Source organism: Duganella sp. OV510, assembly GCF_900100205.1.
GTDB lineage: Bacteria > Pseudomonadota > Gammaproteobacteria > Burkholderiales > Burkholderiaceae_D > Rugamonas.
On sequence record NZ_FNEQ01000001.1, the window covers coordinates 51,601 to 65,691 of the forward strand.

Consider the following 14,091-nt stretch of genomic DNA (forward strand, 5'->3'; position numbering starts at 1 on the left):
CATCAAAACTCGACGTGCATAGTTCTGCGCAGATATTTTTGGCACTCGCTCGAAACCATATCAAGGCCTGCGTTTACCTGCCTGAGATAGCGGATCGTAACCTGCTCGATTTCCGGCGAACGCTCCGGACTCATGAGTTTATTCGGGTTGCCAGACTGGAGGAGTCGGACGCAATGCTGGAGTGTGTCACGAGTGGCAACAAGTTCTGCGGCCACGTTGCGGGGCAGAATCAGCAATGGCAAAACCTCTTCGTCCGTCCAGAGGGCTGTATCGATAATCGTTTCAGCTATCTGCTGGTACTTAAATCCTTGTATGGACTCGCTCTCAAGACTTTCTATCGCTTTGCGAACGACCTCCCATGCGGATGTGATCCGAAGATGCAGCGCATGGGCCGAAATTATTGCACGCGAGGCCTCCTCGTGCAGTCTTCTGCGATCGGCTGAGGTAGCAAGCCAGATGGTGCCGATCAATGTGCCAACAGTTCCAATCGCACCCACCCAAGCGGCCCAATCCGATGCGGTTAAGCAGGACCAAGGAATCCAGTTGTACCCGGCCAAAGCGGCCATACCGATGAAGATCATAAGGCACAGCCGCATGATCGGCGGGTCGAAGAATTCAATTAATGTTTTCATAAGGAAATTGTAGCATGAGCGAAAACACAAAGATCGAGTGGGCTGATCACACGCTTAATCCGTGGGAAGGCTGCACCAAAGTCGGCCCGGGCTGCGACCACTGCTACGCAGAGGCTCGCAACGCGCGGTGCGCTGGCGGCACGGCCGTGAACTGGGGTCCGGGCGCGCCGCGCCGCCGCACCAGCGCCGCCAACTGGCGCAAACCGCTTGCATGGAACGCTGCGCACGCCGAGTTCTACGCGGCGCACGGCCACCGCCAACGCGTGTTCTGCGCCAGCCTGGCCGACGTGTTCGACAACGAGGTCGACCCGGCATGGCGTGAGGATCTGTTCCGCCTGATCGAGGCGACGCCGAATCTGGATTGGCTGCTGCTGACAAAGCGGATCGGCAACGCCGGCAACATGTTGCCGGTGCCGTTCGACTTCGACCGCCTCTACCCCAACGTGTGGCTGGGGGCGACGATCACCAGCCAGGCCGAGGCCAACCGCGACATTCCCAAGTTGCTGCAGCTGGACGCCAGGGTCAAGTTCTTGAGCATGGAACCGCTGCTGGGCCCGGTCGACTTCGCCAAGGTGCCGGGATTCAACCAGATCGGCCTGTACCTGGGCAACTGGTGGGTCATCGTCGGCGGCGAGAGCGGCGCCGGCGCACGCCCGATGCATCCCGAGTGGGTGCGCAGCATCCGAGACCAGTGCCGTAACGCCGGCGTGCCGTTCCTATTCAAGCAGCACGGTGAATGGCTGGCCGCGAAGCCTGAGCGCAGCGTGCTAGGCAAGGTACTGGTGGTGGAAGGCGCAGCACCTTTCACCGACCGCCCAAAGTGGCACCACTTCGAAGACGGCACCCATATGGCGCGCGTCGGCAAGCGCGCCGCCGGCCGACTGCTGGATGGCCTCGAACACAACGGTTTCCCGGAGGCCAAATGAAAGAGCGCCCTATTCTCTTCAGCGCGCCGATGGTGCGAGCGTTGCTGGACGACAGCAAGTCGCAGACGCGGCGCGTTGTGAAGCTGCCAGGCCTGAATTACGTCGATGGCGGCGCCCCAGGCATTGAATTCGATGGCTTCCGCATTCCACGCGACTGCGGGCCGGCCCCGGCGCGCTTCAGTGCCGAAGCGGTTGGCGGCGGTGCGTACCTCAGCGAAGAGATTTTCTGTCCATATGGCGAGCCAGACGACCGCCTGCGGGTGCGGGAGACCTTCTACGCCTACGGCCGATGGATGACTCGCTACAGCGAGAAGAAGCGCCGCGACGAATGGCACTTCATCGACATGACCGTCGAGTGCGGCCGCCGCTACCAGTACGACGCGGACAGCCCTGACGTGCCGCTGGCGACCGGACGCGGCGGTGCGCTGCCCGGCTGGTACAAGCGCCCTGCCATTTTCATGCCGCGTGCGGCTTGCCGCATCGAGCTGGAAATCACGGGCGTGCGTGTTGAGCGCCTGAACGACATCAGCGAAGCCGACGCCGACGCGGAAGGCTGCGAGCGCCTCGATAGCGAACGCGAAGTGGCAGACTGGACGCTGTGCGACCGCTGCGGCGGCACGCGCCTGCATCGTGCGCTAGGGCCGAATGGCGGCGTCATCGAGGATGTGGATTGCGTTGACTGCGATACCTACGCCAAGCGCTATAAGCACCTGTGGGAATCGATCAACGGCGCCGGCAGCTGGGCGGCGAATCCATTCGTATGGGTGATCGAATTTAAGCGAGCGGCATCATGATCGGCCGCATGCTGATCGACAGCGAGCGCACAAACTGCGCAATGGTCGCAGTGTTGGCGCTGGCACAAACTACCGTGGGCCGCAGCGCAATCGCCGCTGCACGCGAGACCGAGCGCGACAGATTGCGCTCAATCCTAACTGGCCAGGTGCATGGCGTGGCTGCCGGGGATGTGATCCGCTTCAAAGGCGAGAACTTCGGCGTGGTGAGCCGCAGCCAGTTTCAAGCGTTGGTCGAATCGCTGGTAGTTCCCGAGGTGGCGCTGGCACCGTGCAGCAAGCCAGCATTCGGCAGCGACCGCCCCTATCTCAAAAAGAAGAAAGGCAGATCATGAAATACGATGAAGACCTGCAAGCCCCGTTGCCGAGCGACCCGCACGCCCGGCGGCGCGCATTCCAGCTGATCGCCCTGCTCTACGGCGCGGCAGCGCTGGCTAACCTGATCTGCTGGTGGCCGGCATGAACGCCCGCGCCACTGCAGAAGAGGTCAAGAAGCCTACCGCACGCGACCTGGCCGAGCAGCACGATATGCGCATTCACCGCGCCAAGCAGCTGTGCCGACCGGTGCGACACGCCGGCGTCAAGAAGTTCATCGCCGGCTTCTGCCACCACAAGGGTGATGAGGAAATGGTGGTCTACCTGGAGGGCAGCGCCGAGCCGGTGCGGCCGTGTGACATAACGATTATTGAGGAAGCAACATGAGCGAGAAATTAGAGATCGGTGCCGCCGGCGCGACCTTCCAAGAGCGGGTGCAGCCGTGGATGCTGGCCTGCTTCGGTGAGATGATCGCCGGCGACCGCGAAGAGCGCAATCATCGCTTCCTGGAAGAGGCACTGGAGCTGGTCCAGTCGACCGGCTGCACGTCCAGCGAGGCGCACCAGCTGGTGGACTACGTGTACGGCCGGCCTGTCGGCGAGCCTGCGCAGGAGGTCGGCGGCGTGATGGTGACGCTGGCGGCGCTGTGCCTGGCGAACAACCTGGACATGCACGCGGACGCCGAAACGGAGCTGGCGCGCATCTGGACCAAGGTCGAGCAGATCCGCGCCAAACAGGCCGCAAAGCCGAAACACTCACCGTTGCCCACATCCGCCCCGGCTGATGCCGCGCCAGCGCAATCGGTGCAGGGTGAGGCACTGAGCGAAGCGCAGCAACAGAAGCTGGCCGAGCGCGTCAGCTGGACGACCAAACAGTGGTACGACCACGTCGGCGCGCGCGAGGACGACAAGGACCAGATCGTGTTCGGCAGCGTCATGGCGCTGCGGGCCATGTTGGTGCAGTTCCAGGCGGTGACCCTGTATGCAGCTGGCCAGCGCGCGTCGGCACTCGCCTTGGAGCGAGCTGCCCAAGCCTGCGACCAGCAAGCCGACGGCACGAATGGCGCATATCGCACGGCATGCCTTCAATGCGCCAATGCCGTGCGTGAGCTTCGAGACGCCGCTCTAGCCGCCCACCACCAGCAGGAAGGCGGTGGGGCGTGAGTCTGTACAACTTTCTGATGACTTGGCCACGCGAACGCCTGGCGCACGATCTGCAAAGCCAAGCGCGCGACAATGCCGCGCTGAAGCGCCGGGTGCTGGAGCTCGAAGTCGAGGTGTTCTGGATGAAGGCCGCGCAGGCCGCGCCGCTGGCCAGCATCGACTTCGGCGGCGCCCGTCCGCGCGCGTTGCCAGAAGTAGCATGCTGGTGCGCGACCTGCCGGCCGGTCTCATTGGACGACTGCCGCATGGTGCTATGCCCGACCTGCGGCAATAAGCGCTGCCCGCGTGCGACTGACCACCGGAGGGCCTGCACTGGCAGCAACGAGCCTGGCCAACCGGGCAGCGCCTATCAGGCCTGGTCGGCACCGACAGGAGGTGCATGATGCTGCACCCAGACCAGCGTCGGCAGCCGCCGGCGTCGCGCACGCCCGCGCTCACCCTCGTGCAGTCATTCGATCCGTCCATCGCAGACGTGCTGCACGCCATCGAGACGCTGACGGCGAAGGTCGACCAGCTGCACACCCTGCTCGCGCCGCGAAAATCGGCGCTCACGCTCGATCCGGACGAGATCGCCCGAACCATGGACCAGCTGAAGATGGCGCGGCCATTACCAAAGGAGACGTCACCATGATGTACAGCCAGGAAGAACGCCGCCGCATCGCCGAATTGATGCTTGAACTGGAGCGCCAGCCGACGGCACAGCGCCCAGCGCCTGGTATGCAGGCGCGCTTCATCACTTTGCAAGAATGGGCCAAGCTCAATTTCTCCAAGGTGCCACACGACAATACGCTGCTGCGCTGGGTGAGCCAAGGCCACATCCAGCCACAGCCACAGAAGATAGGCCGCATCTGGCGCGTCAAGCACGATGCGGTGTACAAGGCAAACTAAATGGCTCGTGCAAGACTAGCAAAGAACCGCGCTTTCCCGCCCAATCTCTACCAAAACAGTGCCGGCTATTATTACTTCATCAATCCGCAAAGTCGTAAATCCAAAGGGCTCGGACACGACAAAGCGCACGCTTTTTCCGAAGCACGAGCCGCAAACGCCGCGCTGGCGACGATCAAGCCAACTCCTCTCGCCGACTGGGTGCTCGGCAAGTCCGACTACACGCTAATCGATTGGCTGCCGATCTATAACGAATTATGGTTAAAGCAAGGCGAAACAGCTCCGGCAGCGGCGACACTGCGGTCGTGCACCATGTACCTGAGGAGGATCGCCGAAGCAGGCTTCGCCTGGCGCAAATTGAGGGATGTGACGACGGCACATATCGCACCCTACCTAACCGCTGTGGAGCAAGGCACAGGCGCGGCTACCGCGATGGGGCTGCGCGCGCGCCTGAGCGATGTCTTTCGAATGGCGGAAACGCAGGGGCTTATCGAACCGGGGCGGAATCCAGTGAAAGCGACCTACACGCCATCACGTACGGTAAAACGCGAGCGGCTTTCACTGGAACAGTACCAGGCAATTCGAAAAGAGGTGCCTGCCTGGCTGGCCCGCGCCATGGACCTTGCCTTGGTAACAGCACAGCGCCGCGACGACGTTGCCGGGATGAAGTTCGCAGATGCCTGCGACGGCATGCTCCATGTCATCCAAGGCAAAGGACAAGGTCGCGTCAGGCTGGCACTGGACCTCAACATCCGGTTGAACGCGGTGAATCTCTCGATCGGTGAAGCTGTCGCGGCTTGCAAGGATGGCATACGTACGCCTTACCTCATTCACCACGCAAAGCACGTCGCCAGCGCGAAACCTGGTGATCGGTTCGCCAGCAATGGTATTTCGACAGCGTTCACAGCAGGCCGGGTTGCGGCAGGCATTGAGGCATCGGAAGGCAGGACGCCACCGACGTTCCACGAGATCCGAAGTTTGGCAGAGAGACTGTATCGAGAGCAGTATGGCCCTGAGTTTGCGCAGGCTCTGCTGGGCCACAAAACTGCTAGCATGACAGAGAAATACGACGATCTGCGGGGCCAGGGCTGGACGAAGGTTGCGGTGAGGTGATATCGAAAAATATTCAACGAATTTTCGAAAAAACCTCAGACCGCCTTTACCTAAAGGCGCTATAAAAAATCCCGACGAATGCTGTAGATAGCATTATAGACTTGGACTTTTTTGAATTAAATCATGCCGTTAGGCGGAAACGCAGTATTATACAGCACCCACTATCAACCACTGTATAGCACCGTAATTATCAAGACCTGTTGGGTAACACCGGGCAGCGCTCGGAGTCGGGATATCGCATCCGCGCGACCAATATGAGTCGGACCACTGGCTGTGCTCTGCAGGCAGAGATTCCACCCTAATTAGGCTAATCCCCCTTTTTACTGTACACTAGCCCTCCCATCCCTGTATTTTGCCACCGTCCTGTTTCCTTCCTGTCTAGGCCTCGCCGATTCCTGTCCGATTCTCGACCTATGGCTCTACTGTAGAGTTGGGATCATTCATACACAGCCAGGAGCAGCATATCAGTACACATACAGGAACTATCCATTGGTTTAGCAGGTTAAAAGGTATTGGCCAGATCAGGCCGGATGCCGGTGGCTATGACGTCATGGCCAACATACGTGATTTCGTTGAAGCGCAGCCAGCAGGCACGCTGGCTCACAAGTTGGTCTCGTACAAGCTCGCCAACTCAGACTTCGGCGAGCAAGCTCGACAAATCCACCTCGTACCGGAGATCTAAGTCATGGCAAAAGAAGAACTCATCGAAATGCAAGGCGTTGTGCAGGACATCCTCCCCGACAGCCGCTTCCGCGTCGAATTGGAAAACGGCCACAATCTCATTGCTTACACGGCAGGCCGCATGAAAAAAAATTTCATCCGTATTCTGGCCGGCGATCGCGTCACTCTCGAACTGTCCGCGTACGATCTCAGCAAGGGCCGGATCACTTTCCGTCATATTGACTCGCCTAGAGCCGCGAACTCTCGCCCAGCTTTCCGAAACAGGCGCTGAAGCTGGTGTTTGCCGGCGTCACCATCAACACATCCATTTCGGGCTTTTTGTGATCCAGTCGCTCGCGCATAACGTCGACGCCCTCGCGCGCGAAGTGCGGGCGTTGCGCGTCGAAGTCAACGCAAGGTCGGATAATCGCTGATCGTCAGCGTCAGAGCGCGCGCATCCGACAGCAAATGCGCCATCCCGCCATACGGTAGCGTCGCCCGCTCCTTGATGTGGCCGAACGGCAGGCCGGTCAGCACGGGGATGGGCAGGCGCTCGCGCAGATAAACCAGCATCGCCTCGAAGTCGTAGCCGTTGTCCATCGGATTCAGCTTGTAGCCGGAGAAATCCCCCAGCACCAGCGCGCGCTGGCCATCCAGCGCGCCGGCGTAGAACAGTTGCAGCACCATGCGCTCGATCCGGTATGGATGCTCGCTGATGTCTTCGATGAAGCAGATGCCACCGTCCAGCGCCTGGAAATACGGCGTGCCGAGCAAGCTGACCATCATCGCCAGGTTACCGCCCCATAGCTTGCCGCTGACGTCGACCACCGGATTGTCCGCCCCGCCCTCGGCCACCGTGCCGCGCACCGTGTGCACAGGTCCGCGCAGGCAGTCCCAGAACTGCCGCATGGTGTATTCCACCGGCTCGGGACGGATAAAGTCATCGCACATCATCGGCCCGCCGAAGCTGATATGGCCGGTCTGCTTCAGCAGCGGCATCTGGAAGGCGGTGAAATCGCTGTAGCCGACAAACAGCTTGCCGCTGTCGGCCATCTTCTGGAAATTGATCGACGGCAGCAGTCGCGACATGCCATACGAACCGCGCAACGCGACCACCACTTGCACCGCCGGGTCCGACGCCGCCGCGTTCAGCTGCGCCAGGCGCCAGGCGTCGGTGCCGCCGAAGCGCTGGAATCTCTTGTCGTCGTCATAGTAATTGTGGACCAGGAAGCCTTGCTGTTCCAGGCGCTGCACGCCTTGCAGCAAGGCGTCGTTATCCGGTGGGCGGCCGCTGGGCGCTGCAATCGCGATGCCGATTTTCGATGTGCTCAAAATGTCTCGTTCAATGATGTGTGCCGCTACCCGCGCGATGCTGGGTCAGCGGAGGAGGTTCCGGCGTCATATTACCGCGCAGGTGCTGGTCGAGCAAGGCAAGCAGGCGCTCGATCAACTGCGCTGGCAGGTCGTGGCCCATGCCTTCGATGACGTGCAGGCGCGCGCCCGGTATCGCTTGCGCCGTGTCGATGCCGCAGGCCACCGGCACCAGCGGATCGGCAGCGCCATGAATCACCAGTGACGGGCAGCGTATCTTGCGCAGCAGCGGCGTGCGGTCGCCCGAAGCGACGATGGCGATCAGCTGCCGCGCCATGCCGTCCGGGCTGACGCTGCGGTCCAGCGCCCGCTCGATCGACGCGCGCAAGCTACGCTCCGGCGCCGGAAACGCTGGACTGCCAATCAGCCGGAACACCGCGATGCTGCGCTCGATCACCTCATTGCGGTTGCCGGGATCGGCCGGTGGCCGCATCAGCGCGTTGCGCGCCGCCGGCGTCGGGCCGGGCAAGCCGCGGCGGCCGCTGCTGGACATGATGGAGGTCAGACTCAGTGTGCGTGCGGCGTAATGCGAGGCGAAGATCTGCGCGATCATGCCGCCCATCGACACGCCAACCAGGTGCGCCTTGCCGATACCCAGCGCATCCAGCAGGCCAAGCGCGTCGTCGGCCATATCATTGAGTGTGTAGGGAGCGGCCTGCTTCCAGCCGGCCAGGTTTTTCAGATAGGCCCACAGCAGATTGGGGCGCTTGTGCTGATGCAGCTTGGTGGAGAGCCCGACATCGCGGTTGTCGAAGCGGATCACATAGTAGCCCTGCTCGACCAGGCCATCGATCAGGTCCTGCGGCCAGGCGATCAGCTGCATGCCCAGCCCCATCACCAGCAATACTGGCGGATCGAGTGGATTGCCGCTGGTTTCATAGGCAATCGTGATGCCGTTTGCATGTGCGGTAGCCAAGACCATCTCCCAGATCGAACCTGGGATTCAGCATACCATTTAATCCTGCGCGGCGCGCCGGGCGGCTGTCGCTGCGGCGCGACGGGCGGCAAAGAAATTCTTCAGCATGGCGCCGCATTCCTCGGCTAGCACGCCGCCTTCGATTTCGGTGTGGTGATTCAGCTGTTCCTGTTCGAACAGGTTGACCACCGAGCCGCAGGCGCCGGTTTTCGGATCGGCTGCGCCAAACACCACCTTGGCCAGGCGCGCGTGCAGCATGGCGCCGGAGCACATCACGCACGGCTCCAGCGTCACATACAGCTCGCAGCCAGGCAGGCGATAATTGCCCAATTTTCCAGCAGCCGCGCGCAACGCGACGATTTCCGCATGCGCGGTCGGATCATGCTTGCCGATCGGCTGATTGCAGCCGACCGCAATGACTACGCCATCCTTGACGACGACGGCACCCACCGGCACCTCGCCAAGGTTCCACGCCTGTTGCGCCTGTTCCAGCGCCAGGCGCATGTAGGCGTCAGACGCCATCGGTGATTTCAGCCCAGCAGTTAGGCGTCTCGTGCAGCACCAGCTTGTGCAGGTGCAGGCCGGTGCCGTAACGGTCCTTGTAAGCCGCTTTCAGGATGCCAAACGCCACGTGCGCCAGGTTTTCCACGGTCGGAATGCGGTCGATCACCACGGTCTTGTGGTCAGGCAGGCTAGCCAGGAAATCGCGCACGGCATTGTCTTTCTCGTAGACGATGAAGGCGTGATCCCAGACGTCGACCAGGTGCTCCTTGGCCAGCGCCTTGATATCGGAGAAATCCATGATCATGCCGTTGTCGGAATTGCCTTCGACATCGATGATGTTGCCGGTCAGCGTGATTTCCAGCGTGTAGCGGTGGCCGTGCAGGTTGCGGCACTGGCTCTTGTGATCAGGAATACGGTGGCCGGCGTCGAATTCCAGCTTGCGGGTGATGGTTAACATTTATGGTATCTGTAAAAGTTTATGGGTTTGCAAGCTCAGCTTCCACTTCGGGTTGCGCTTGCAGGTTTCGATGGCCAGCTTGAGATTGAAGGCGGCCAGCGGGCCGTCCATGGCCTGCACGAAGAAATTCTCGAAATCCAGCTGTTCGTAAACCGACAGGTCCTGGTTTGTCTGCGGTATCACCACCTTGATCTCGCTGCCCTTCTTGACCACCAGTTCCGAGCCCATTTTCGGGCTGACGCAAATCCAGTCCACGCCTTCCGGCACCGGCAGCGTGCCATTGGTTTCAATCGCAATGGTAAAGCCGACCGCGTGCATGGCGTCGATCAGCGGCTTGTCCAACTGCAGCAGCGGCTCGCCGCCGGTGAACACTACATACTTGCTGGCGCTATAAGTTTCCGGCCACAGCGCGTTGATGGTCGCGGCCAGTTCTTCCGGCGACTTGAATTTGCCGCCGCCTTCGCCGTCGGTGCCGACAAAGTCGGTGTCGCAGAACTGGCAAATGGCGCTGGCGCGGTCGCTTTCACGGCCGGTCCACAAGTTGCAGCCGGAAAAGCGGCAGAACACCGCCGGACGGCCCGCGTGGGCGCCCTCTCCCTGCAACGTGTAGAAAATCTCTTTGATGCTGTAAGTCACAATAGTTCCTGATAGGACAACCTTCAATTATATCCCACGCCATACATTTCCGGATAGCAGCCGTAAAAGTTGACTTTCCGCAATGCTTCCCAGGAGTAAGCGGGCTAAGGTGGCTTGTGGGTCCATCCTGGGAGGAACACCGTGAGATACGCGCCGCCCCTGCTCGAAGTTGACATGATTCTCGCCAGCGCCAGCATGCTGGCCGGCGCCGCCTGTCTACTGCTATGGTGGCGCCAGCGCATCGCGACGCAGCGCGTATTGGCCGACGCGCGCTGTCAGATCGCGCGCCTGGCGGCCAGCCAGCAATCACTGCGCGATGCCGAACGGCGCCGCATCGCCCGCGACCTGCACGACGACCTCGGCCAGCACCTGCTGGCCCTCGGGCTCGATGCCAACATACTAGGCTGTCAGCACCCCGTCCTGCGACCTCAGCTGGCACAGCTGGAAGAACGTACGCTGCAAGCCACGCGCGCCTTGCGTTCCATTGTCCACGATTTGCACGCGGAAGCGCTGGAATCCGGCCTGGAAGGCGCAGTGCAGCAACAGATTGCGCAATTTTCGCGACTCAGCGGTATCCGTTGCCGGCTAGAAGCCGGACCAGATGCCTTCGCCAGCGCGCCGGCTGGCGGCGTCGGCAACGTGGTCTACCGTGTGCTGCAGGAATCCTTAAGCAATATCGTGCGCCATGCGCAAGCGTCCGAAGTGTGCGTCGGTCTGTGCCGTCATGGTCACAGCCTGAGCCTGACCGTGCGCGACAACGGTGTCGGCCTGCCGCAGCCGCAAGCCTTGCGCGGCAGCCGTCGCGGACACGGCCTGCGCGGCATCGCCCAGCGTGTCGCCGAAGCCGGCGGCTGCTTCAATATCGACAGCTCACCCGGCGCCGGCACCGCGCTGACCATGGATTTCCCTCTTCCTCAATAAGGCGCGCCATGACAGGAACACCTCACATCCAGCACGTAATGGAATACACGCCAGCCGATCAGCAGCACGGCTTTGCGCTGAAGCTGATGGAACTGCTGGTGATCCCCACCTTCGTCATCGACACCAACTGCAAGGTGATCATCTGGAACCGCGCCTGCGAGCGGCTGACCGGCACGGCGGCGTGGGAAGTGCTGGGGACCTCGGACCACTGGAAGAGTTTCTACGACGAGCAGCGCCCGACGCTGGCAGACCTGGTCATCCAGGGCAGCGCTGCCGACCTGCATCGGCTCTACCGCCAGCACGCGCGCCGCAGTGAGACCGACAACAACCTGCGCGCGGAAAACTGGTGCGACATGCCGCGCGTCGGCCGCCGGCGCTATCTTGCCGCCGACGCCAGCCCGATCGTCGACAGCGACGGCAAGCTGGTGGCGGTGGTGGAAACGCTGCGCGACATCACTGATGAAAAGCGTGCCCAGGTGGCGCTGCAACAACTGGCGACGCGTGACGGCCTGACCGGCCTCGCCAACCGCCGCTGCTTCGACGACACGCTGAGCGCCGAATGGCAACGTGCGCTGCGCAACCAGCAGCCGCTATCGCTGCTGATGGTGGACGTCGACAACTTCAAGCAATACAACGATGCCTACGGCCACCTGGGCGGCGACGAATGCCTGCAACGGATAGCCGGCGCCGTGTCGAGCGAGATGCGCACCAATGACCTGGTGGCGCGTTATGGCGGCGAGGAATTCGCGGTGATCCTGCCCAACCAGTCATTGAAAGGCGCAGCCATCGTGGCCGAGCGCATCCGCTGCCGGGTGGAGCAGCTGCGCCTGCCCAACCTGGGCAGCAAGCAGCATGTGGTGACGGTCAGCATCGGCGCGGCGACCGCGCTGGCGGCGCCGGAAAGTGATCCCAGCCAGCTGGTGGCGACGGCCGACTCGGCGCTGTATCGCGCCAAGCACATGGGCCGCAACCGTATCAGCCTGCCGGGTACGGATTAACCGAGGTAGGGAGTGAAGGAAATACCGGCGCCGATAACCTCTGCCATCACGCCGATATTCTCGCCAGAATCCGAAAAACCGATCAACACATCTGCGCGCGTGGCGCCGCTTGTCATCGCGGTTTCCCAGAATTGCAAGCCGCCGGCGTCCGGCGCGCGATGCAGCACGTTGTTGTACAGCGCGGTAAGGAAGGTGGTATTGCTGGCATTCGCGCCGTAGCGCTCGTTGAACTCATTGCTGTTGACAAAGCCGCTGGCAACCGAGGTAAGGCTGACACCCCGATCAAGCACACCGATCCAGAAGCCCATCCCGACCTTATCCGGGCCGCGGTCGAACATCGCGCCGTACAGGCGGTAGATGGAGCCTGCATTGCCGAGCGTGTCCAGTGCGAACGCACCATCACTGAAGGTCAGCCGTTCAACACCGGTCAGCAAATCGGTGCCGCCTTTGCCGCCAAGGTCGGTCAACGTCACCGCTGAGCCGGTGGCACTCAGCCGGTAACTGCTTTCGCTACCAGTCAGTGCCAGCGTGTCGAGGCCGGCGCCGCCGGAAATGATCTGGTTGCCGACAGTGCTGACGAACACGTCGTTGCCGGCAGTGCCGGCAACCAGCGCCGCATAGCTGGACAGCTGAATGGTGGCGTCGCTGAATTGCAGCTTGCTGACACCGGTAAGGCTGTCCACGCCCTCGCCGGTCACGCTCAAGCTGCCGAGCGTGCCGCCCAGCTCATACGACGACAGCGTCTTGGAAAACACCACGGTGTCAGTGCCGCCATTGCCCCGCACCACGTCGCTGCCGGCGCCGAGGTAGATCACATCATTGCCGGCGCCGCCGGTGATCACATTGCCTGCCGCATTGCCGTAGATGGTGGAACCGCCGCTGCCGGCGATGGCGCGCTCAATGGTGACGTTGTAAGCGATGGAAATATTGTTATAACCCGGTGAGGTCGAACTGAACGTGCCCGCATTCAGGTTGATGACGGTGGCGTTGGTGCAAGCCGAGAAGTCCAGCGTATCGTTGCCACCCGCATCCCAGATGGATTGCAACGCAGAGCTCCTGACGAAGCTGTAGGTATCGTCGCCGGTGTGGTAGCTCATGTTGGCGCCATACAGGTACTGCATGGCCTGGATGTCATACAGCATCGGCGTGCTGCCATATAAACCGTTCAGATCAAAGCCCGAACCTTCGTTATACGACATCTGCGTATAGTCGAGATTGTCAGTAGCGGTCGGCAGGAACGGCCCCTCTATGTCACCGCCGGTGGAATCGTAATTACCAGGGTGCTTCAGGCCCAGCGTATGGCCCAGTTCATGGATTAGCACCGACAGGCCGAACTTGCCGGCGTCAAAATTCGAGTTGTACGAGCCAGCATTGTTGAGATACAGCGCGGTAGGGTTGCGGCCATCGGGCAAATAGGCGTAGCCGCTGCTGGTTCGTCCCTGGTCATTAGTGCCTAACTGGATATCGCCGTTGGAGGACACTTCCTTGAACGTGATGTTGGCCACCGCCGCCCAAGTGGCCAGTGCCGTGCGCACACCCGCTTGCTGCACCGCAGTCATCGCCGCAAAGCCGCTGGCGTCGTCCGTCGAGGCGTCCGCAGGCACCCGCGTCAGAAAGCTGTAGGTCAAGGTGACGGCTTGGCCGGCCTTGGAGTTCCAGCTGGACAGGATCAGCGAATCGATGGAGTTATTACCGGTAGTCAGGCTCATTGCGCGATCTTAAAGAGAGGGAAAAATGTCTTTGAAGCATAGCACTTTCCTCGCGGAATTACTCTAACGATGGCGCTGGGTAGATGCCGATACG

Annotated in this window: 20 protein-coding genes; 13 read left to right on the forward strand and 7 right to left on the reverse strand. The window is 61.5% G+C overall.

The genetic code is table 11. The features are described 5' to 3' along the window. Positions 1–2: 2 nt before the first annotated feature. A complete protein-coding gene (locus BLS51_RS00335) occupies positions 3–632 on the reverse strand; it encodes a hypothetical protein (protein ID WP_090180268.1) in 630 nt (209 codons plus the stop codon). Between the two features lie 14 nt (positions 633–646). On the opposite strand from BLS51_RS00335, the gene BLS51_RS00340 reads away from it, so the two are divergent. The 11 genes from BLS51_RS00340 to infA all read left to right on the forward strand — a co-directional run bounded on the left by BLS51_RS00340 (position 647) and on the right by infA (position 6,777). Beyond that, the gene (locus BLS51_RS00340) at positions 647–1,558 is read left to right on the forward strand and encodes a phage Gp37/Gp68 family protein (protein ID WP_090180265.1); all 912 of its coding nucleotides are present in this window, start codon (positions 647–649) and stop codon (positions 1,556–1,558) included. Next, on the forward strand, positions 1,555–2,352 hold the full coding sequence (locus tag BLS51_RS00345) for a hypothetical protein (RefSeq protein WP_090180259.1): 798 nt from the start codon (positions 1,555–1,557) through the stop codon (positions 2,350–2,352). Before BLS51_RS00340 ends, BLS51_RS00345 begins: the two co-directional genes overlap by 4 nt. Further along, entirely contained in the window at positions 2,349–2,684 is a 336-nt protein-coding gene (locus BLS51_RS00350) for a hypothetical protein (protein WP_090180256.1), read from the forward strand. The genes BLS51_RS00345 and BLS51_RS00350 overlap by 4 nt, the downstream gene beginning before the upstream one ends. Next, complete coding sequence (locus BLS51_RS30410) at positions 2,681–2,812, forward strand: hypothetical protein (RefSeq protein WP_255369031.1); 132 nt, start codon at positions 2,681–2,683, stop codon at positions 2,810–2,812. Before BLS51_RS00350 ends, BLS51_RS30410 begins: the two co-directional genes overlap by 4 nt. After that, positions 2,809–3,051: a hypothetical protein gene (locus tag BLS51_RS00355; RefSeq protein ID WP_090180253.1), complete on the forward strand. Its 243-nt coding sequence runs from the start codon at positions 2,809–2,811 to the stop codon at positions 3,049–3,051. Before BLS51_RS30410 ends, BLS51_RS00355 begins: the two co-directional genes overlap by 4 nt. Further along, positions 3,048–3,827 carry a hypothetical protein gene (locus BLS51_RS30065; RefSeq protein WP_229207449.1) on the forward strand — a complete coding sequence of 260 codons (780 nt, stop codon included), beginning with the start codon at positions 3,048–3,050 and terminating at the stop codon, positions 3,825–3,827. The genes BLS51_RS00355 and BLS51_RS30065 overlap by 4 nt, the downstream gene beginning before the upstream one ends. Before the next feature lie 17 nt (positions 3,828–3,844). Next, the gene (locus tag BLS51_RS29650) at positions 3,845–4,210 is read left to right on the forward strand and encodes a hypothetical protein (RefSeq protein WP_175472476.1); all 366 of its coding nucleotides are present in this window, start codon (positions 3,845–3,847) and stop codon (positions 4,208–4,210) included. After that, positions 4,207–4,458 (forward strand): hypothetical protein, encoded by a 252-nt coding sequence (locus tag BLS51_RS00370; RefSeq protein ID WP_139168622.1) that lies wholly within the window; start codon positions 4,207–4,209, stop codon positions 4,456–4,458. The genes BLS51_RS29650 and BLS51_RS00370 overlap by 4 nt, the downstream gene beginning before the upstream one ends. Then, a complete protein-coding gene (locus tag BLS51_RS00375; RefSeq protein WP_090180245.1) occupies positions 4,455–4,715 on the forward strand; it encodes an excisionase in 261 nt (86 codons plus the stop codon). Before BLS51_RS00370 ends, BLS51_RS00375 begins: the two co-directional genes overlap by 4 nt. Continuing rightward, on the forward strand, positions 4,716–5,825 hold the full coding sequence (locus tag BLS51_RS00380) for a tyrosine-type recombinase/integrase (protein WP_090180241.1): 1,110 nt from the start codon (positions 4,716–4,718) through the stop codon (positions 5,823–5,825). A 685-nt stretch (positions 5,826–6,510) separates the two neighbouring features. Beyond that, positions 6,511–6,777, forward strand: coding sequence for a translation initiation factor IF-1 (gene infA / locus BLS51_RS00385; RefSeq protein WP_090180237.1), 267 nt, complete (start codon positions 6,511–6,513; stop codon positions 6,775–6,777). A 116-nt stretch (positions 6,778–6,893) separates the two neighbouring features. Here infA and ldcA read toward each other — a convergent pair whose 3' ends face one another. Genes ldcA through queE form a run of 5 tightly spaced genes read right to left on the reverse strand, consistent with a single transcriptional unit; the run spans position 6,894 to position 10,369 of the window. After that, a complete protein-coding gene (gene ldcA / locus BLS51_RS00390) occupies positions 6,894–7,817 on the reverse strand; it encodes a muramoyltetrapeptide carboxypeptidase (protein WP_090180232.1) in 924 nt (307 codons plus the stop codon). A gap of 10 nt (positions 7,818–7,827) precedes the next feature. After that, positions 7,828–8,772, reverse strand: a complete 945-nt coding sequence (locus tag BLS51_RS00395; RefSeq protein ID WP_090180883.1) for an alpha/beta fold hydrolase — start codon at positions 8,770–8,772, stop codon at positions 7,828–7,830. A gap of 39 nt (positions 8,773–8,811) precedes the next feature. Next, positions 8,812–9,294 carry a tRNA adenosine(34) deaminase TadA gene (tadA, locus tag BLS51_RS00400; protein WP_090180227.1) on the reverse strand — a complete coding sequence of 161 codons (483 nt, stop codon included), beginning with the start codon at positions 9,292–9,294 and terminating at the stop codon, positions 8,812–8,814. Next, the gene (gene queD, locus BLS51_RS00405) at positions 9,284–9,733 is read right to left on the reverse strand and encodes a 6-carboxytetrahydropterin synthase QueD (protein WP_090180221.1); all 450 of its coding nucleotides are present in this window, start codon (positions 9,731–9,733) and stop codon (positions 9,284–9,286) included. Before queD ends, tadA begins: the two co-directional genes overlap by 11 nt. Then, positions 9,734–10,369: a 7-carboxy-7-deazaguanine synthase gene (gene queE / locus BLS51_RS00410; RefSeq protein ID WP_090180216.1), complete on the reverse strand. Its 636-nt coding sequence runs from the start codon at positions 10,367–10,369 to the stop codon at positions 9,734–9,736. 174 nt (positions 10,370–10,543) lie between these two features. Here queE and BLS51_RS00415 point away from each other — a divergent pair, with 174 nt between their 5' ends. Together BLS51_RS00415 and BLS51_RS00420 are read left to right on the forward strand one after the other, a co-directional pair. Continuing rightward, the gene (locus BLS51_RS00415) at positions 10,544–11,290 is read left to right on the forward strand and encodes a sensor histidine kinase (RefSeq protein WP_090180209.1); all 747 of its coding nucleotides are present in this window, start codon (positions 10,544–10,546) and stop codon (positions 11,288–11,290) included. A gap of 8 nt (positions 11,291–11,298) precedes the next feature. After that, positions 11,299–12,288, forward strand: coding sequence for a sensor domain-containing diguanylate cyclase (locus BLS51_RS00420; protein ID WP_373994316.1), 990 nt, complete (start codon positions 11,299–11,301; stop codon positions 12,286–12,288). Here the strand turns inward: BLS51_RS00420 and BLS51_RS00425 are convergent. Beyond that, entirely contained in the window at positions 12,285–13,997 is a 1,713-nt protein-coding gene (locus BLS51_RS00425) for a DUF4214 domain-containing protein (protein WP_090180199.1), read from the reverse strand. The genes BLS51_RS00420 and BLS51_RS00425 overlap by 4 nt on opposite strands. Positions 13,998–14,091: the final 94 nt, after the last annotated feature.